Raw genomic sequence first — 18,439 nt, 5'->3', positions numbered from 1 at the left:
CTCGTTAAAGATTAGGTAAGGTAACGAAGTGTCGCTTGCCGGGGGAACGATCCGGCGACAAGCGCGAGGGGAAGGATCGGCCGCTGACTGTCCACCAGCTCAATGCACTCCTGCTCATCTGCTCGCTCGTTCTGCTCATCGCCGTCGCGGCGGTGCGCATCTCCTCCCGGAGCGGGCTCCCCAGCCTGCTGCTGTATCTGGGCATCGGGGTCGCGATAGGACAGGACGGCATCTTCAACGTCAAGTTCGACAATGCCGGACTTACGCAGGTGATCGGCTATGCCGCACTCGTGGTGATCCTGGCCGAGGGTGGCCTGGGCACCAAGTGGAAGGAGATCAAACCGGCCCTGCCCGCGGCGGCCATGCTGTCGACGGTCGGCATCGCCGTGAGCGTGGGAGTCACCGCGGCCGGAGCGCACTACCTGGTCGGACTGGAATGGCAGCAGGCGGTCATCATCGGAGCGGTCGTCTCCTCCACGGACGCCGCCGCGGTCTTCTCCGTGCTGCGCAGGGTGCCCCTCCCCTCCCGCATCACCGGTGTCCTGGAGGCCGAGTCCGGCTTCAACGACGCCCCCGTCGTCATCCTGGTCATCGCACTCTCCACCACGGAACCGGTCGATGAGTGGTACATCCTCGTCGGAACGATCCTGCTGGAACTGGCGATCGGCGCCGCGATCGGCCTCGCGGTCGGCTGGCTCGGCGCGTACGGGCTGCGTCGCGTCGCCCTGCCCGCCTCCGGCCTGTACCCGATCGCCGTCATGGCCATCGCGGTGACGGCGTACGCCGTCGGCGCCCTCGTCCACGGCAGCGGTTTCCTGGCCGTCTACCTCGCGGCGATGGTGCTCGGGAACTCCAAGCTCCCCCACTGGCCGGCCACCCGGGGATTCGCCGACGGGCTCGGCTGGATCGCCCAGATCGGCATGTTCGTCCTCCTCGGGCTGCTCGTCACTCCGCATGAGCTCGTACGCGACTTCTGGCCCGCGGTGGTCATCGGACTGGTGCTGACGATGGCGGCACGGCCGCTGTCGGTCGTCGTCAGCCTGCTGCCGTTCCGCATCCCGTGGCGGGAGAGGGCGCTGATGTCGTGGGCCGGTCTGCGCGGTGCCGTGCCCATCATCCTGGCGACCATCCCGCTGGTGTCCGGGATCGAGGGCAGCAAGCGGATCTTCAACATCGTCTTCGTGCTGGTCGTCGTCTACACGCTGATCCAGGGCCCGACGCTGCCCTGGGTGGCGAAGGCACTGAAGCTCGGGAACGGCGCGGAGGCCGCGGACCTGGGCATCGAGTCGGCGCCGCTGGAGCGGCTGCGCGGCCATCTGCTGTCGGTCGCGATCCCGGAGAAGTCCCGGATGCACGGCGTCGAGGTCGGCGAACTGCGGCTGCCCGCCGGCGCCGCCGTCACTCTCGTCGTCCGCGAGAGCGAGAGCTTCGTGCCGAGCCCGACGACGGTACTGCGGCGCGGCGACGAACTGCTGGTGGTGGCCACCGATCCGGTGCGGGACGCGGCGGAGGCACGCCTGAGGGCCGTGGGCCAGGGCGGGAAGCTGGCCGGCTGGCTGGGGACGGGCGGCTAACCCGCCGGGTGTTCCGTCCCGGCCGGGTGCTCCATCCTTGCCGGGTGTTCCGTCCCGGCAGGACGCTCCATCCCGGCCGGGTGTTCCGTCCCGAGAGGCCGAGAGGCCGAGAGGCCGAGAGGCCCGGGCACCGCTTGGGGTCGGGGCGGGCGGCGGGCGGGTGTCCCGAGGGCGCGGGGCGTGTCCCGAGGGCGCGGGGCGTGTCCCGAGGGCGCGGGGCGTGTCCCGAGGGCGCGGGGCGGCGGACGAGTTTCGGGGCGACACGGGCAGCGGACGGAGGCGGCAGCACGGGTGCCTGTCCATTTGCGCATGCGCGGGCGGTCGCCCGCTCGTGCCGGCGCCGGACGGAGATCGCGGCGCGAACGCGAGGGTGTCCCGCCGACCAATTCCAGGTGACGCTCCCATCACATCGGTCCATTCCGAGGCCGGAACGCCTCCATCCCCTGTAGCATGAAGGCACACTGATCGACCAACTCTGCCTGACGCAGAGCTGGCGCGACCGTATGGCGGCCGAGCGACTTCCCGCAGTGGGGCCCGGTATCTACCGCAGTTCCGCGCAAGAGGACAGCTCTCAGCGATCCCCGGCACCCCGGGAGAGCGCTACCAGGCGGCAGAAAGGCAAGGGCCGTGGAGTCCACGGTCGCTTCTGACACGTCTACCGGCACGCCTTCGAGCACTTCCCCCGCGCCGTACTCCGGCACGGCTACGTCCACGCGCCCGGTCGCGTCGGGCACGGCTACGTCCACGGGCACGCCCCCGTCCTCACGTAGGCAGCCGCCCTCCGGCACACCGTCCGGCGGCCGGCGCCCCGGCTACGGACAGCTGCTCCGCACTCCCGGCGCGTGGACGTTCCTGCTCCCCGGGTTCGCCGCCCGGCAGCCGTTCGCGATGCTGACGATCGGCATCGTCCTCCTCGTCCAGCACACCACCGGTTCGTACGGCAGCGCGGGCGCCGTCGCCGCCGTCACGGGCGTTTCCATGGCGCTCTTCGCCCCGCAGAGCGGCAAGCTCGCCGACCGCTTCGGGCAGCGGGCCGTCCTGGTGCCGGGTGTGCTGGTGCACACCGCGGCCGTCGGCGCGCTGACCGCGCTCGCGCTCGCGGGCGCCCCCCTGTGGGCGCTCTTCGCCGCCGCGGTGCCGACCGGCGCCTCGGTGCCGCAGGTCGGCCCGATGGTGCGGGCCCGCTGGGCGGCGAAGCTCGGCGGGTCCCGGCTGATGCCGACGGCCGCGGCGTTCGAGTCCGTCACCGACGAGTTCACCTTCGTGGTCGGACCGGTGCTGGCCACCGCCCTGTGCACCGGCGTCCACCCGGCCGCCGGTCTCGTCGCCGAGGCCGGACTGACCCTGGCCGGCGGTCTGCTGTTCGCCGCCCAGCGCCGGACGCAGCCGCCCGTCGCCAACCCCGTGACCGGTGGGCCGGCCGTCCGCACGTCGGCCCTGTCGGTGCCCGGTGTGCGGGTCCTCGCGATCGCCTTCCTCGGCATCGGTTCGGTGTTCGGCGGCATGCAGGTCTCGCTCACCGCGTTCACCGAGGAGATCGGGCAGCCCGGTATGAACGGTCTGCTTTACGGACTCTTCGCCACAGGCAACATGCTCGCGGGCGTCGCCGTCGGTGCGATCGCCTGGAAGTCCGGCCCTCGGCGCCGCCTGGTGGTGGGCTACGCGGGTCTGGCGCTCGCCGCGTCACTGCTCTGGACGGCCCACTCCACCGTGCTGCTCGGCGTGCTGGGACTGGTCGTCGGAGTGTTCATCGCACCCGCGCTGATCAGCGGCTTCACGCTGGTCGAACCGCTGGTTCCGGCGTCGGCCCGGACGGAGGCCTTCACCTGGCTGACCGGGTCCGTGGCGCTCGGCCAGGCGGCCGCGGTGACGGTCGCCGGCCGACTCGCCGACACCCACGGCGCGACCGCGGGATTCCTCGTACCTCTGGTGGGCACCGTGTTGGCCCTGGCCACCCTGGTGGCACTGCGGTCGCGCCTCGCACCGCGCCCGCACAGCCGTACGGTCGCACGTGGTGTCGGTCACCGAGTGCCCGTGACGGTGGACTGAGACGAGGGAATGCGTCACTATGGATCGTCGTTAGCACTCATTGAGTGAGAGTGCCAGGAGGAAGACAAGTGCCGACCTACCAGTACCAGTGCACCGAGTGCGGCGAGGGCCTCGAGGCGGTGCAGAAGTTCACCGACGACGCCCTGACCGAGTGCCCCGGCTGCCAGGGACGCCTCAAGAAGGTGTTCTCGGCCGTCGGCATCGTCTTCAAGGGCTCCGGCTTCTACCGCAACGACAGCCGCGGCTCCTCGTCGAGCAGCACTCCGTCGTCCTCGCCGGCGAAGTCCTCGGCGTCCTCTTCTTCCTCGGGTTCCTCCTCGTCGTCGGACTCCAAGGCGTCCGCGGGCTCCTCCAGCTCGTCGGGATCGTCGGCCTCGTCCGGCAGCACGACGGCCGCCTGACTCCCGAGCTCTCGCAGGGTCCCCACCGCCTTCGGGCAGCGGGGACCTTTCGCGTATGCGACGGACGTCGTGCCCGGTGGGCCCGGTCGGCCCAGTGGCGGGTGGCGGGTGGCGGGAGAGTCGTGGGGTGGGCGGGTTCACCAGCGGTGACGGGTGGCCGGTGGGCGGATACCGGCCCGTGTTCGAGCGCGGCTACTGTGACGGCCATGGCCAACGCAGAGAACACACAGCGCGCGGAGATCGGCGTCATCGGCGGCTCCGGTTTCTACTCGTTCCTGGAGAACGTGACCGAGGCGGAGATCACGACGCCGTACGGCAGCCCCAGTGATTCCCTGTTCTTCGGCGAGCTCGCGGGCAGGAAGGTCGCCTTCCTGCCCCGGCACGGCCGCAGCCACCGCCTCCCGCCGCACCGCATCAACTACCGCGCCAACCTGTGGGCCCTGCGGTCCGTGGGCGTTCGCCAGGTCCTGGGGCCGTGTGCCGTCGGCGGCCTCCGGCCGGAGTACGGACCCGGGACCCTGCTCGTCCCCGACCAGTTGGTGGACCGGACCAAGTCCCGGGCCGACACGTACTTCGACGGTGAGCCGCTGACGAACGGCGAGGTGCCCAACGTCGTCCATGTGTCGCTCGCCGACCCGTACTGCCCGGCGGGCCGGACGGCCGCGCTGACCGCGGCTCGCGGGCGCGACTGGGAGCCGGTCGACGGCGGAACGCTCGTGGTGGTGGAGGGGCCGCGCTTCGGCACCCGCGCCGAGTCCCGCTGGCACGCGGCCATGGGCTGGTCGGTGGTCGGCATGACCGGGCACCCCGAGGCCGCGCTCGCCCGTGAGCTGGAGCTCTGCTACGCGTCCATGAACCTGGTGACGGACCTCGACGCAGGGGCGGAGAGCGGCGGGGGCGTCTCGCACGCGGAAGTCCTGGAGGTCTTCGCCGCGAACGTCGACCGGCTGAGGGACGTCCTGTTCGACGCGGTGGCCGGACTGCCGGCGAACGAGGCACGCGACTGCCTCTGCAAGAGCGCGCTGAACGGCCTGAAGACGGGCATAACGCTGCCGTAGTACGCGCTGCCGTAGTGCGGGACGGGCGTCGTGGAGTGCGGGCGGGTCCAGGGCGGTGCCCGAGCCACTGTCACCCGTGGGGGTGAGGGCGTTCTCCACACTCCTCAAGCCGTCCACAGGCCGGAGCGGGCCGCCGCGTGAACGGGGATCGTGAGGGGCGTCGGGCGTACCCCGCCCGCGTCACTGTCCTCGCACACCACAGGCGGTCACCACCATGACGCTGCTCTCCACGCCCTCCTCCCACGGCCACGTACCTTCCGCGCCCTTCACTCCCTCCGGCCCCTCCGGCCCCTCCAGTTCCTCCGGCCGCTCGGGCTCCTCGGATTCCTGGGGCTCCTCTGCGGCCTGGAAGCCTCCCGGCTCGACGAGCGCCGGTGGCCCCTCGGCGGCCTGGGGGCCGGGGTTGCCCTCGGCTCCCGCGCCGGAACCCTGCGGGGTGCCCGCGTTCGCCCCCTTGAGGGTGCCGGACGGACGGCCGTGGCAACGGACGCGGTTGCGAAGGGTGCTGCGGCGAAGGCGACGGGCACTGGCCGCGGGTCTGGCCGTCACCGCCGCCGCGCTGGCGGCCTGGCTGCCGCGAGTGCAGCCCGGTCCGGACACGCCGCGCGAGCCGACCGCGCTACCGCGGCACGCCCCGCCCTCCCAGGGACCGCCGCCACCGCCCTCGACTCCGGCGGGCCCGTCGCAAGACCCTTCGGCCGGAGGCACTTCGTCCGGCGATGCCGCGCGGGGCGATGCGTTGCCGGGAAACGCTTCGGCTCGGTCGGCGGAGATCGTGTCCGCTCCGGTGCGGATCGCGGACGCTGAGACCGTCCGGCTGCTGAAGCCGGGCGACCGCGTCGATGTGATCGCGGCCCCCGAGGTGCCGACGGGCACGGCTTTCGGCCAAGGTGCGGGCATCGGCGGCGCGTCGCGCACGGGCCCCGACGCACGCGTCATCGTGACGGGCGCCCGTGTGACGGAGGTACCACGGGCGGCGGAAGGTTTCCGGGACGGCGGCGCGCTGGTCGTCCTGGCCGTGCCACGCACCGTCGCCACGGCGCTGGCCGGCGCGGGGGTCACTTCACGGCTGGCGGTGACACTGTGCTGAGCCGCGACCGTGTGCGCAGGGCACCCGTTCGCCCGCCGGCACGGACCCGCCGTCAGAGGTGGTGCGGGGGCTTCTCGTCGAGGAAGCGAGCGAGATCCGCGGCACTGTCACCGCTCGCCGGAGACCGCTCGCCCCACCCGCGGTCCGTGTCGTCCGCGGACTGCTGGTCCAGCGGGTCGTCGAAGATCAGGCCCGGCTTGGGAAGGACGTTCGGCCGGGGTTCCTCCGCGTCACGCGGTCCGATGGCTGGGGCGGTGCTCATGGGACCAGCGTACGCGGGTGCGAGTCGGCACCTCACTGCCCCGGCCCGCGTCATCTGGCCGGCGAAGGGGCAGGCCCGGCAGGAGGAAGCGTCGCCCCGGCCCGAGAAGCGGACCGGCGCCGCGGAGAAGCCGGACGGGCCGGCGGTGTCGTGCGGGATGCGGATCCGGTGCCTTCTGCTGTGCTGGATCCATGACCTCCTCGACCTCTCCATCCGCTTCCCGCGGGCACGTCGGCTTCAGGGCGCTGCGCCACATGCACGCCCGGCGCCGGGACGAGGCGCATCGCACGGCGACTCCGCTGGAGCTCTTCTTCGACCTCTGTTTCGTCGTCGCTGTGGGGCAGGCCGGGCTGCAGCTGGTGCACGCGGTCGCGGAGAACCACGTCGCCGACGGCGTCGTCGGCTATCTGTACGTCTTCTTCGGCGTCTGGTGGGCCTGGATGAACTTCACCTGGTTCGCCTCCGCCTACGACTGCGACGACGTGCCGTACCGGATCGCGACACTGCTCGCGATCTGCGGGGTGCTGATCTACGCGGCGGGAGTGCCGAGGGCGTTCAACGACAACAACTGGACAATCACCGTCATCGGCTACGTCGTGATGCGGATCGCGCTGACCGCACAGTGGCTCCGCGCCGCCGCGTCCGAGGAGCGGGGGCCCGCACGAAGAACCGCGCTCATCTACGCGTGCGGTCTGGCCCTGTGCCAGCTCGGCTGGATCGCCCTGCTGTTCGCGCCCGCGGACTGGAGACGCTGGCTCTTCCTGATCCTTGTGGCGGCCGAGTTGCTGGTACCGGTCGTGGCCGAGAGCCGTCATCAGACGCCCTGGCATCCGCACCACATCGCCGAGCGCTACGGCCTGTTCACGATCATCGTGCTCGGCGAGACGATGTTCGCGACCACGGTGGCGGTCCAGTCGGCCCTGGGCGACGTCAAAGAGTTCTCCGAACTGGCGCCCATCGCGGGGGGCGGCATCCTGATCATCTTCTCCGCCTGGTGGATCTACTTCGCGGTGCCCGCCCACGAACGCCTCAAGAGCAACCGGGAGTCCATTCCCTGGGGTTACGGCCATTTCCTGATCTTCGCCTCGGCCGCCGCGATCGGGGCTGGCCTGGAAGTGGCGGTCGAGCAGTCCGTCGGCAAGGCGCACATCCCGACACCGACCGCCTCGGCCGCCGTGACCGTGCCGACGGCGATCTACCTGTTGACGGTGTGGTTCCTGCACGCACGGCACTTCAAGGAGACGCTGGCACAGCAACTGGTCCTCCCGGTCGCCGTCCCCGCGGTCCTCCTCTGCACTCTCGCCGGCCACTGGGCCGTCCTCGCGGCGGGGCTGGTGGCCGCGGCCACGGTCGCGACGGGCGTCGCCCTGGCGAGCCGCACCCCCGAGGCGAAGGGGGCCTCCGGTACTCCCCCTTCGGGGGTGTGACGACTCCCCGCCGATCGGTGCCGGTGATACCACCGGGCCCCTGACGCAACGGCGATGACGCCCGGACAGTGACGGCCCGACGGTGCGGCCACGGCGGCGCCGAGGCCGTCTCACCGTCGGCGGCCGCGTGATACGCAGAAGTCATGGGACTCAACGATGCATTGACCGATGTGAGCGGCATCCGGGTCGGCCACGCCCGGCTCGGCGGTGAGGGCGCGCTCAGCGGCACCACGGTCGTCCTCGCGCCCGAGGGCGGCGCCGTGGCCGCGGTGGACGTCCGAGGCGGGGGTCCCGGCACCCGGGAGACCGACGCCCTCGACCCCCGCAATCTCGTCCAGCGCATCGAGGCGATCGTGCTGACCGGCGGCAGCGCCTTCGGCCTGGACTCGGCATCGGGCGTGATGGCGTGGCTGGAGGAGCGGGGCCGCGGGGTGCCGGCGGGCCGGGAGCCCGGGCAGGTCGTGCCGGTCGTTCCCGCGGCATGCGTCTTCGACCTCGGACGCGGCGGCGACTGGCGGGCGAGGCCGGACGCTTCGACGGGGCGCGCCGCGGTGGAGGCGGCGGCGCGCACGGAGTCCGGTGCGCCGGTCCAGGAGGGCTCTGTCGGCGCGGGCACCGGCGCGGTGGTGGGCCGGATCAAGGGAGGTGTGGGCACCGCGGGCACGGTCCTGGGGGACGGTACGACGGTCGCCGCGCTGGTGGTGGCCAACGCGGCGGGCTCCGCACTCGACCCGGACACCGGTGTGCTCTACGGGCGGCACTTCTTCGGCGCGAAGCCGGTGGAACCCGCTGCGGAAGTCCACGCGGCGGCACTGCACCGGCTGGCCGCGGCGTCCGAGCGCAACGGGGCACCTCCGCTGAACACGACCCTCGCCGTCGTCGCCACCGACGCCGACCTCACCCGTGCCCAGGCGCACAAACTCGCCGGTACCGCGCACGACGGCATCGCCCGCGCCGTGCGGCCCGTCCATCTTCTCAACGACGGGGACACCGTCTTCGCCCTCGCCACCGGCACACGTCCGCTCGACGGCCATCCACTCGCCCTCAACGCGGTGCTCGCCGCCGGCGCGGACGTCGTCACCCGTGCGGTCGTCCGGGCGGTACTGGCCGCCGAAAGCGTGCATGGGCCGGGAGGGGACTTCCCTTCGTACTCCGAGTTGTACGGGGGTGGTCACGGGGGTCGTCACGAGGGCCGGGCGGGCGCGGGGACCGACCCCGGGAGCGCGGACTGATCTGCGGCGCAAGGAAGTTGAGGGGGCGCGCGGATGCGGCGGAACTTCGGTGGGTGCGCCGTTCGTTTTCCCGAACCAGGGACGCGAAGTCAGACCCAGGGACTACGTTAAGCAGTCATCAAGTGACGTGTGGCAACGGCCTGGAGATCCGGGAGATCCACCTTGAACGATCCGTATGAGACAACCGAGACGCACCTCGAGCGACTCCTGGGTCGGGCTCTCAATTCCTTCGACCTTCCCGACAGCGTGGTGGAGCGGCTCGACTCGGCTCTGGCCCATGACAGTTCACTGCACTCCTCGCACCACAGCGCGGCGCTGGACCGCTCGACCTACCGGCACGCGTATCTCCTGGCCGACGGCTCCTCCCTCACGTTGTGGGAGCTGGTGCACAACGCCGGCCGTGACGGCGCCCGGCGGCACGAGCTGTACGCGGACGAGGGGGAGGCCCGACTCGCGGCGGCCCGGCTGCGTGCGGACTGCGGACGGCGGCCCGGTGCGGACGTCGGACAGGCCGACGAACTCGCCGCGATATTCGGCTCGGCGCCCGAGGGCGCCGGCCACGACGGCCCGGAAGGGGGGCCCGTCGACGACCTCGACGCCGATCTGGAGCTGCTGGGCCGATTGCTGGCCACTCCGCCGATGCCCCCGGCGCGCACCTACGTCCCCGACGACTCAGCGGACCATGCCCGGCGGCTGCTGCGCCGGGCCGAGAACCCGGACCGGCCCGGTGAGGAGACGGCCGGTCTGCTGCGTGCCGCTTTCGCGCACCACATCGGGCAGGCGTTCGGTCGGCGGTGCCCGGCCGCCGATGTGCGGGACGCCGTCTTCACGCTCTACGAGCACGCGTTCCTGCTGCTCGACGGTACGGAGCTGAGTCTGTGGGAGGTCGAGCACACGGCCACACCCGACGGTCGCCACATGTGCGAGGTGTACGAGGACGAGCACACCGCACGCGAGGCGATGGAGCTCCGTGCCCGGGTGCGCTGACGGGCACCCCGTACGGGTGACCCGGATCAGCGGACGGCGCCCCACGGGCCCGTACGCCGGTCGTGCGGCCACGGGGCCCGCCCAGCCGGCTCCGGTGCTCCCCCTGGAGACACGCGCCCGTCCGAACGGCACCGGACCACCCCGGAGCGGGGGCGGAAGGGACGGGGCTGTTGTCCTGGGGCCGCAGACCTGACGTCGTGGGACCACAGGCCGACGTCGGTGGGCCCGGAGCCGAAGGGCGGGAGACCACGGGGCTGGGCTCAGACTGCCGCGACGACCTTGGGTTTGTCGGTCGGGGCCGTCGGCCGGTCCGACGCCTCGGAGGTCTGCCGCAGAGCCTTCAGCAGGATGACCAGGGCCGCGCTGATCACGGTGCCGGTCAGGATGGCGAGCAGGTAGAGGACCGCGTTGCCGATCAGCGGTACGACGAAGATGCCTCCGTGCGGGGCCCCCAGGGTGCACTCGAAGGCCATCGACCAGCGCTCCGGTGACGGCACCCCGGGCCTCGCGGGGCAGGAGCCCCGAACCGCAGAGTCCCGTCCAGCAGTCGGCGCGGGACCGGCGACGAGGGGGCGGACACGCCACCGACGGCCCGCCTGCCGCGCCGGGCCCCGGTACACACCGCTCGGCGACCCGACGCGGCGGCGGCAGTCCGGCGGCTCCGCGGAACCGCCGAACCGCAGCCACACGGACCGTGCCCGCGCGACGAGAGCCCCTTCGCCGTGCCCTCCCGCAACGGCTCAGTGCGACAGCACCGGCTGTCGCTCGCCCTCCGCCCCCGAGTCCGGGCTCCCCTGCGACGAAACGGCGGAGTCCGACCCCGCACCGTCCGCCTCGGCGCCGGTCGTGCCCGTCCCGTCGGCCGCGTCCGCGGCACCGACGCCGCCCTCGAGATGCCGCCTGGGGCGTGCGGGCAGGGCGAACATGATCAGGAAGATCACGGCGAGCACGGCCACGACCCACCACAGCGAGCCCCGGAAGGCATCCGCGAACGCCCGGCCCAGCGCGGCCTGCGAGGTCAGCGGCGTCTCGTCGACCACCGTGAAGAACACGACCGACACCAGCCCGAGGCCCAGCGCGTTACCCATCTGCCCGGTGGTGTTGATCAGTCCGGACGCCGAGCCCGCGTGCTCGCGCGGCACCTCCGACAGCACCGCGTCCGTCAGCGGCGCCACGATCAGCCCCATCCCGAGCCCCATGATCACCAACGGCGTCGTCATCTGCCACGGTTCGATGCCCGTGCCGTACCGTCCGGACCCCCAGATGTAGAGCAGCAACCCCGACGCCATCGTCAGCGCCCCCGCCTGCAGCACCTTCCGCCCGAAGCGCGGCACCAGCTTCTGCACGGAGACACCCGCGGCGAGCGAGACCGCCATGGAGAAGGGCACGCCCGTCAGACCGGCCTTGAGCGGGCTCCAGCCCAGACCGATCTGCATGTACAGCGTCCAGACCAGGAAGAAGATGCCCAGGACCACGCCGAAGGTGAGTTGGACGGCGATCCCGGCGGCGAAGCTCTTCACCCGGAACAGCGAGAGCTCCACGAGCGGTGACCCGTCCTTGCGCGCCTTGTGGCGCTCGTAGGCCAGGAACGCGGCGAACACGAGCGGGCTCGCCGCCATGCACAGGTGTCCCCACAACGGCCAGCCCAGCTCGCGTCCGCGTGTGAGCGGGTAGATCAGCATCAGCAGTCCGGCGGTCACGAGCGCGACACCGACGAGGTCGAGCCGGAGCGCCCTCTCCGCACGGGACTCGGTGATGAACTTCCGGCCGAGCACGAGGCCCGCGATCCCGACGGGCAGGTTGATCAGGAAGATCGGCCGCCACTCCAGACCGAACAGGTTCCACTGGGTCAGCAGAGCGCCGAGCAGCGGACCGGAGACGGCCCCGAGACCGACGACCGCGCCGAACATCCCGAAGACCTTGCCCCGTTCGTGGGCGGGGAAGGTGACATGGACGATCGCGAGGACCTGGGGCACCATCATCGCGGCCATCGCGCCCTGCAGGAGCCGCGAGGCGACCAGCATCTCGGGCCCGGCTGCCAGCCCGCAGAGCGCCGAGGCGACCGTGAATCCGCTGATGCCGATCAGGAAGAGCCGCCTGCGGCCGTAGATGTCACCGAGCCGGCCACCGGTGATCAGGCCGGCGGCGAAAGCCAGCGCGTAACCGGCGGTGATCCACTGGATCGTACCGAAGGACGCACCGAGGTCGTGCTCGATCGACGGGATGGCGATGTTGACGATCGTCACGTCGACCAGGTCCATGAAGGCCGCGGTCATGACGATGGCGAGGGCGGTCCAGCGGCGCCGGTCGGGGGCGGCGGTGCGATCGGGAGCCGTATCCGGTACGGCGGCGTGGGAGCTCATGCGGAGGAAGCTAGGGCGGATATAGGACAGTTCACGTCCTAGAAGCCTGGCAGTCTGTCGCCATGACAGACACGCCGGCACGACTGCTGAATCTGCTGTCTCTGCTCCAGACGCCGCGCGAGTGGCCGGGCAGCGAACTCGCCGAACGGCTCCAGGTCAGCCCGCGCACCATCCGCCGGGACATCGACCGGCTGCGCGAGCTCGGCTATCCCGTCGAGGCGACGAAGGGCGCGGTGGGCGGGTACCGGCTCGTCGCCGGCGCAGCGATGCCTCCGCTGGTCCTCGACGACGAGGAGGCCGTCGCCATCGCCGTCGGACTGCGGGCGGGCGCCGGCCACGCCATCGAGGGCGTGGAGGAGGCCTCCGTACGGGCCCTGGCCAAGCTGGAACAGGTGCTGCCCTCCCGGCTGCGCCGACGGGTGTCCACCCTCCAGAACGCGACGATCCCGCTCACCCGCGGCGACGGCGCCACCGTCGACCCGCGCACCCTCACCGCCCTCGCGGCGGCCGTGACCGGGCGGGAGCGACTGCGCTTCGGCTACCGCTCCGGCGACGGCACGGAGTCGAAACGCCTGGTCGAGCCGTACCGGCTGGTCTCGACCGGGCGGCGGTGGTACCTGGTGGCCTACGACCTCGGGCGCGAGGACTGGCGGACGTTCCGGGTCGACCGGGTCCGCGACCCGTTCGCGACCGGCGCCCGCTTCACCCCGCGCGAGCTGCCGACGGGTGGCGACGCCGCCGAGTTCTTCTCCGCCTCCATGGCCCGGAACCAGCCGGAACTGTCGCTGGACGTCAGTTTCGCGGCACCGGCGGAACGCGTCGCCTCCCGGCTGCCCGGCCATCTCGGCACACCGGAGCCGACGGGGCCGGAGACCTGCCGGCTGCGCAGCCGCTCCCAGGACTCACTGGAGTGGATCGCGCTACGGCTCGCCCTGGTGGACTGCGAGTTCACCGTCCACGGCCCGCCGGCTCTCTCCGAGCACCTGAGGGAGATGGGCGCGCGTCTCACACGGGCGGGCGGCTGAGGCGGACGAGCACGTCCCGCCCGGCGGGACGCGGCTCGGCGAAAGGCGCGGGTTCCACGGATCCTCGAGGCACGGATCCTCGAGGCACGGATTCGCCAGGCACGGATTCGCCAGGCACGGATTCGCAAGGCGGGAAATCGCGAGGCACGGAGCCGAGCAGCGCCGTCCGCGGTCCGCGCAGTCGCCGGTGACGGAGCGCGGTCCGCGGGGCGGTGGGGGTCGTCCACGGAGCAGGTCGCGGTCCACCGACCGGGCGGACAGCGGAAGACCCCGGCACCGGGGGGGGAAGGGTGCCGGGGTCGTTCAGGGGCGCGGCGGGGGGTGCGGGCCCCGCCGGCGTCATGCCGCTTCGTCGAAGCCCGTGTTACGGGCCATCCGCTTCAGCTCCAGCAGCGCGTGCTTCTCGATCTGCCGGATGCGCTCACGCGTGAGGCCGTGCTCCTTGCCGACCTCGGTGAGCGTGCGCTCACGGCCGTCCTCGATGCCGTACCGCATCCGGATGATCGATGCGGTGCGGTGGTCGAGCCGGTCGATGAGGTCGTCGAGTTCCTCGCTGCGCAGCAGCGTCAGCACGGACTGCTCCGGAGAGACCGCTGAGGTGTCCTCCAGCAGGTCGCCGAACTGAGTCTCGCCTTCGTCGTCCACGGACATGTTGAGCGAGACCGGGTCGCGGGCCCAGTCCAGTACGTCCGTGACCCGCTCCGGAGTGGAGCCCAGTTCCTGGGCCACCTCGGCGGGCTCCGGCTCACGGCCGTGCTCCCGGTTGAACTCGCGCTGCACCCGCCGGATCCGGCCCAGCTCCTCTACCAGATGGACGGGAAGGCGGATCGTACGGGACTGGTCGGCGATCGAGCGGGTGATGGCCTGGCGGATCCACCACGTGGCGTACGTGGAGAACTTGAAGCCCTTCGTGTAGTCGAACTTCTCGACCGCGCGGACCAGGCCGGCGTTGCCCTCCTGGATCAGGTCGAGCAGTGGCAGACCACTGCGCGGATAGCGCCGCGCGACGGCCACCACCAGGCGGAGGTTCGACTTGATGAAGACGTCCTTCGCGCGCTCGCCCGCGGCGACCAGCGCCTCGAGCTCCTCGCGTGCGGCACCGGCCGCGTCGCTCTCCACTTCGCCTTCGAGGATCTGCCGGGCGTAGACGCCCGCCTCGATCGCCTGGGAGAGCTCGACCTCCCTGGCGGCGTCCAGCAGCGGCGTACGCGCGATCTCGTCGAGATACATGCCGACCAGATCGCGGTCGGCGATCTCCCCGCTCGTGGAACGAACGCTGTCTGCTCCATCGGCCCCGGTCCCCTTGGCGGACTTACGACGGGCGACGGCACGGGTTGCCATGCGTGCTCCCTTGCTGAGTAGGTCGCGACACCTTTCCAGGTGCCCTGCATCCGACGGAAACAACGACTGGAATCCGGACAGAATTCCCACGGGTGCATAGATTTTTATGATCTTGCAGTACCCTGACCCCGCTCCGGGGCGGATACGCGCAGCCGGCCCCTGCGAAGCGCGTCTCGCAAGCGCAGGTCAGAGGCTCCTCCGGCCACCGCATCCCCCACCCGTCAGGACGACGCGGGCCGCACTCCTGGTTGCTCCGTATACCCAGGAGGCCCGGATCATTCCGTCACTCGGTCGAGCCCCCGGTCGCGGGCCCCGTGACGCGACGACCGCCGCCCGGCTCAGCCGAACTGGATCGAGCGCTTCGCCAGTCCCCTCCAGAACCCGTCTATGACACTGCGACCGCTCGAAAGATCGCCCTCCGAGGCCCCCAGGGTCACGAACAGCGGCGCGAAGTGCTCCGTACGCGGATGGGCGAGCCTGCCCGCCGGCGCCTTGCGCTCGAAGTCCAGCAGGGCGTCCACGTCCCCGGCGGCCAGCACCCGCCGCCCCCAGTCGTCGAACTCCGCAGACCAGCCGGGCACTCCCGTATGGCGCAGCGCCGCAAGGTTGTGGGTGAAGAACCCGCTGCCGACGATCAGGACACCCTCCTCCCGCAGCGGCGCCAGCCTGCGCCCGATTTCGAGGAGACGCCGCGGCTCGAGGGTCGGCATGGAGACCTGGAGCACGGGGACATCGGCTCCGGGGAACATCTCCACGAGCGGGACGTAGGCCCCGTGGTCGAGGCCGCGGTCCGGGAGGTCCTGCACGGGGGTGCCAGGGGTACACAGCAGCCCGCGCACGGACTCGGCGAGCCCCGGGGCGCCGGGCGCCTCGTACCGCACCCGGTAGTAGCGTTCGGGGAAACCCCAGAAGTCGTACACGAGCGGCACGCTCCGCGTCGCGCCGACCGCCAGGGGGGCTTCCTCCCAGTGGGCGGAGATCACGAGGATCGCCGTGGGCCTTGGCAGCGACGCCGACCAGGCGGCGAGTTCGCCGGGCCAGACCGGATCGTCGGCGAGGGGCGGGGCACCGTGGGAGAGATAGAGGGCGGGCATCCGCACCGCGGGAGTCGCGGCACCGGCGGTGCGGGTCCCATCAGTGGCGTTCACGCGAGAGCCTCCCGGCCGGAGCACCGAAAACTTGATACTTCAAATTCCCAGGGGAGGACACCCTACGCCAAGCTAGTTCAACCTTCAAAAATTGCTCGTAGGATAGATGCATGACCACGGCACCGAACTCGGGCGAACCCCGCTGGCTCACCGCCGAGGAGCAGCACGTGTGGCGCTCGTACCTGCACGCCACCACCCTCCTCGAGGACAGTCTCGACCGGCAGCTCCAGCGGGACGCGGGCATGCCACACGTCTACTACGGCCTGCTCGTCCAGCTCGCGGAGGCTCCGCGCCGCCGTCTGCGCATGACCGAACTCGCCAAGCACGCCAAGATCACCCGATCCCGGCTCTCCCATGCGATCGCCCGGCTGGAGAACAACGGCTGGGTGCGGCGCGAGGACTGCCCGAACGACCGGCGCGGCCAGAACGCCTGCCTGACGGACCAGGGCTTGGAGGTACTGGAGAAGGCCGCGCCGGGCCATGTCACGGCCGTACGGCAGGCGGTCTTCGACCGGCTGAGCCCCGAGCAGGTGCGCCAGCTGGGCGAGATCACCCGGATCGTGGCGGAGAGCCTCCAGCCGGACGGCAGCGACGCCGATCTCCCCTGGCTGCGCTGACCGTCTCCGCCCCCGGCCGCGCCGACCGCGGCCCTCCCGGCGCACCGACCGCCGCCCGCCGCCCGCCGCCCGCCGCAGCCTTACCGGGGCCGGGCACGGGCGAGCCGCACCGCCGAGGGTGCGAGCGGACCACCGGCCCGGGCACGAGCGGGTCCTCGCCGGTGCCGTACGCACCGGCGAGGACCCGCCGTTACTGCTGCTCGCCCTCTCGTTACCGCTCTCTTGTCACCGCTCGCCCTCTTGTCACCGCTCGCTCCTGCCGCGCGCTCGCGTCACCGCTCGCTCGTCCCGTGCGGCGTCAGTGCGCGACGACCGGGATCTTCACCTCGTCCTCGGAAGCGGCGGCGGAGGACGCGACGGTCGTGGCGCCGGGCCGACCGGAGTTGATCAGCGTGAAGGCGATGGCGGCCGAGGCCGCCAGGATGCCGACCGCCCACCAGATGGCGCTCGCGTAGCCGTGCACCATGCCCTCCAACTGGAGGAACCGCTGCGCCTCGGCCCCTGTCGCACCGGCCGCGTGCACGGCGAGGTACGAGGTGGTCGCGGAGGCGGCGACGGTGTTGAGCAGGGCCGTGCCGATCGCTCCGCCGACCTGCTGCGAGGTGTTCACCATCGCGGAGGCGACACCGGCGTCGCGTGCCTCGACGCCGTACGTCGACAGCGACATCGCCGGCATGAAGGCCGTACCCATACCGAGTCCGAGCAGCAGCTGCGCCGGGAGGATGAGGCCGGCGTAGGAGGAGTCGACCTCCAGCTGGGTCAGCAGCAGCATGCCCGTCGCGGCGACCAGGAAGCCCGGACCCATGAGCAGCCTGGGCGGCACCCGGGTCATCAGCCGGGCGCCGATCTGCGTGGAGCCCGTGATCATTCCGGCGATCATCGGCAGGAAGGCGAACCCGGTCCGCACCGGCGAGTAGCCCTTCACGATCTGCAGGTAGTAGGTCAGGAAGAGGAACAGTCCGAACATCGCGATGATGGCCAGCCCCAGCGAGAGGTAGACCCCACCGCGGTTGCGCTCGGTCAGCACGCGCAGCGGCAGCAGCGGCGACGCCACCCGTGCCTCGACCGCGACGAAGGCGGCGAGCAGCACGGCGGAGGCGACGAACAGGCCGAGGGTCGTCGCGTCGGTCCAGCCGTGCGACTCCGCGCGGGTGAATCCGTAGACCAGGGCCACCAGGCCGAGGGTGGACAGGAGGACGCCGGGGACGTCGAGCGGCGAGCGGTTGCGTCCGCCTGCCGGTTCGCGGATGACGAGCCAGGCACCCGCGGCGGCGACCACGGCGAAGGGGATGTTGACGTAGAACGTCCAGCGCCAGTCCAGGTACTCGGTGAGGAAGCCGCCGAGGATGAGACCGACCGCTCCACCGCCGCCGGCGATCGCACCGTAGACGCCGAAGGCCTTGGCCCGCTCCTTGGCGTCGGTGAACATCACGGCGAGCAGTGACAGGGCCGCGGGTGCGAGCAGCGCGCCGAAGGCGCCCTGCAGGGCCCGCGATCCCAGCAGCATGGCCTCACCGGTCGCCGCGCCACCGAGCGCGGACGCGGCGGCGAAGCCCGCCAGGCCGACGACGAAGGTGCGCTTGCGCCCCCACAGGTCGGCTATGCGGCCGCCGAAGAGCAGCAGTCCGCCGAAGGCCAGGGCGTAGGCGGTGATGACCCACTGCCGGTTGCCGTCGGAGATGCCCAGATCCTGCTGGGCGGAGGGCAGGGCGATGTTCACGATCGTCGCGTCGAGCACGACCATCAGCTGGGCGAGGGCGATGAAGACAAGCGCTTTCCACCGACTCGGATCGGGACCGGCGGAGCCGTCGGAACCGTCGGAACCGTCGGAAAGGCGCGTGTCGGCCGTTTTTGACATGGGGGTA

At 71.8% G+C, this 18,439-nt stretch carries 16 protein-coding genes and 1 pseudogene; 10 read left to right on the top strand and 7 right to left on the bottom strand.

The window, feature by feature from the left end; translation table 11 throughout:
- Positions 1-35 precede the first annotated feature (35 nt).
- The 4 genes from FEF34_RS22355 to FEF34_RS22335 all read left to right on the top strand — a co-directional run bounded on the left by FEF34_RS22355 (position 36) and on the right by FEF34_RS22335 (position 5,082).
- The gene (locus FEF34_RS22355) at positions 36-1,574 is read left to right on the top strand and encodes a potassium/proton antiporter (protein WP_234042513.1); all 1,539 of its coding nucleotides are present in this window, start codon (positions 36-38) and stop codon (positions 1,572-1,574) included.
- Between the two features lie 888 nt (positions 1,575-2,462).
- Positions 2,463-3,623 (top strand): MFS transporter, encoded by a 1,161-nt coding sequence (locus FEF34_RS22345; protein ID WP_138054733.1) that lies wholly within the window; start codon positions 2,463-2,465, stop codon positions 3,621-3,623.
- A 68-nt stretch (positions 3,624-3,691) separates the two neighbouring features.
- The gene (locus tag FEF34_RS22340; protein ID WP_138054732.1) at positions 3,692-4,024 is read left to right on the top strand and encodes an FmdB family zinc ribbon protein; all 333 of its coding nucleotides are present in this window, start codon (positions 3,692-3,694) and stop codon (positions 4,022-4,024) included.
- 206 nt (positions 4,025-4,230) lie between these two features.
- Entirely contained in the window at positions 4,231-5,082 is an 852-nt protein-coding gene (locus FEF34_RS22335; protein ID WP_171053046.1) for an S-methyl-5'-thioadenosine phosphorylase, read from the top strand.
- Between the two features lie 180 nt (positions 5,083-5,262).
- Here FEF34_RS22335 and FEF34_RS22330 read toward each other — a convergent pair whose 3' ends face one another.
- The gene (locus FEF34_RS22330) at positions 5,263-5,631 is read right to left on the bottom strand and encodes a hypothetical protein (RefSeq protein ID WP_138054730.1); all 369 of its coding nucleotides are present in this window, start codon (positions 5,629-5,631) and stop codon (positions 5,263-5,265) included.
- A gap of 226 nt (positions 5,632-5,857) precedes the next feature.
- Here FEF34_RS22330 and FEF34_RS43950 point away from each other — a divergent pair, with 226 nt between their 5' ends.
- On the top strand, positions 5,858-6,172 hold the full coding sequence (locus FEF34_RS43950; protein WP_325063645.1) for a hypothetical protein: 315 nt from the start codon (positions 5,858-5,860) through the stop codon (positions 6,170-6,172).
- A gap of 52 nt (positions 6,173-6,224) precedes the next feature.
- On the opposite strand, the gene FEF34_RS22320 is transcribed toward FEF34_RS43950, so the two are convergent.
- Positions 6,225-6,434, bottom strand: coding sequence for a hypothetical protein (locus tag FEF34_RS22320; protein ID WP_138054729.1), 210 nt, complete (start codon positions 6,432-6,434; stop codon positions 6,225-6,227).
- A 191-nt stretch (positions 6,435-6,625) separates the two neighbouring features.
- On the opposite strand from FEF34_RS22320, the gene FEF34_RS22315 reads away from it, so the two are divergent.
- The 3 genes from FEF34_RS22315 (at position 6,626) to FEF34_RS22305 (ending at position 10,080) form a co-directional block, all read left to right on the top strand.
- A complete protein-coding gene (locus tag FEF34_RS22315) occupies positions 6,626-7,861 on the top strand; it encodes a low temperature requirement protein A (RefSeq protein ID WP_138054728.1) in 1,236 nt (411 codons plus the stop codon).
- Positions 7,862-8,004: 143 nt separating this feature from the next.
- A complete protein-coding gene (locus FEF34_RS22310) occupies positions 8,005-9,093 on the top strand; it encodes a P1 family peptidase (RefSeq protein WP_138054727.1) in 1,089 nt (362 codons plus the stop codon).
- A gap of 162 nt (positions 9,094-9,255) precedes the next feature.
- Entirely contained in the window at positions 9,256-10,080 is an 825-nt protein-coding gene (locus FEF34_RS22305) for a DUF6227 family protein (protein ID WP_138054726.1), read from the top strand.
- A gap of 260 nt (positions 10,081-10,340) precedes the next feature.
- Here the strand turns inward: FEF34_RS22305 and FEF34_RS22300 are convergent.
- Positions 10,341-10,584: pseudogene (locus FEF34_RS22300) on the bottom strand (fructose-specific PTS transporter subunit EIIC); the annotation flags it as partial.
- A 236-nt stretch (positions 10,585-10,820) separates the two neighbouring features.
- Entirely contained in the window at positions 10,821-12,443 is a 1,623-nt protein-coding gene (locus FEF34_RS22295; RefSeq protein WP_138054725.1) for an MFS transporter, read from the bottom strand.
- A 62-nt stretch (positions 12,444-12,505) separates the two neighbouring features.
- Between FEF34_RS22295 and FEF34_RS22290 the strand changes: the two genes are divergently transcribed.
- Positions 12,506-13,468 carry a helix-turn-helix transcriptional regulator gene (locus tag FEF34_RS22290; protein ID WP_138054724.1) on the top strand — a complete coding sequence of 321 codons (963 nt, stop codon included), beginning with the start codon at positions 12,506-12,508 and terminating at the stop codon, positions 13,466-13,468.
- A gap of 339 nt (positions 13,469-13,807) precedes the next feature.
- Here the strand turns inward: FEF34_RS22290 and FEF34_RS22285 are convergent, their stop codons facing one another.
- Positions 13,808-14,809 (bottom strand): sigma-70 family RNA polymerase sigma factor, encoded by a 1,002-nt coding sequence (locus FEF34_RS22285; protein WP_138054723.1) that lies wholly within the window; start codon positions 14,807-14,809, stop codon positions 13,808-13,810.
- 338 nt (positions 14,810-15,147) lie between these two features.
- The gene (locus FEF34_RS22280; RefSeq protein WP_138057650.1) at positions 15,148-15,903 is read right to left on the bottom strand and encodes a dioxygenase family protein; all 756 of its coding nucleotides are present in this window, start codon (positions 15,901-15,903) and stop codon (positions 15,148-15,150) included.
- Between the two features lie 164 nt (positions 15,904-16,067).
- Here FEF34_RS22280 and FEF34_RS22275 point away from each other — a divergent pair, with 164 nt between their 5' ends.
- On the top strand, positions 16,068-16,574 hold the full coding sequence (locus tag FEF34_RS22275) for a MarR family winged helix-turn-helix transcriptional regulator (RefSeq protein WP_138054722.1): 507 nt from the start codon (positions 16,068-16,070) through the stop codon (positions 16,572-16,574).
- 298 nt (positions 16,575-16,872) lie between these two features.
- Here the strand turns inward: FEF34_RS22275 and FEF34_RS22270 are convergent, their stop codons facing one another.
- Positions 16,873-18,432, bottom strand: a complete 1,560-nt coding sequence (locus tag FEF34_RS22270) for an MFS transporter (RefSeq protein ID WP_138054721.1) — start codon at positions 18,430-18,432, stop codon at positions 16,873-16,875.
- Positions 18,433-18,439: the final 7 nt, after the last annotated feature.

Origin of the sequence: Streptomyces marianii, assembly GCF_005795905.1 — a bacterium.
In the GTDB taxonomy this organism is placed as follows: Bacteria; Actinomycetota; Actinomycetes; order Streptomycetales; family Streptomycetaceae; genus Streptomyces; species Streptomyces marianii.
Note: the sequence above shows the minus strand (reverse complement) of the source record. Positions and strands in the feature narration are given on the sequence as shown.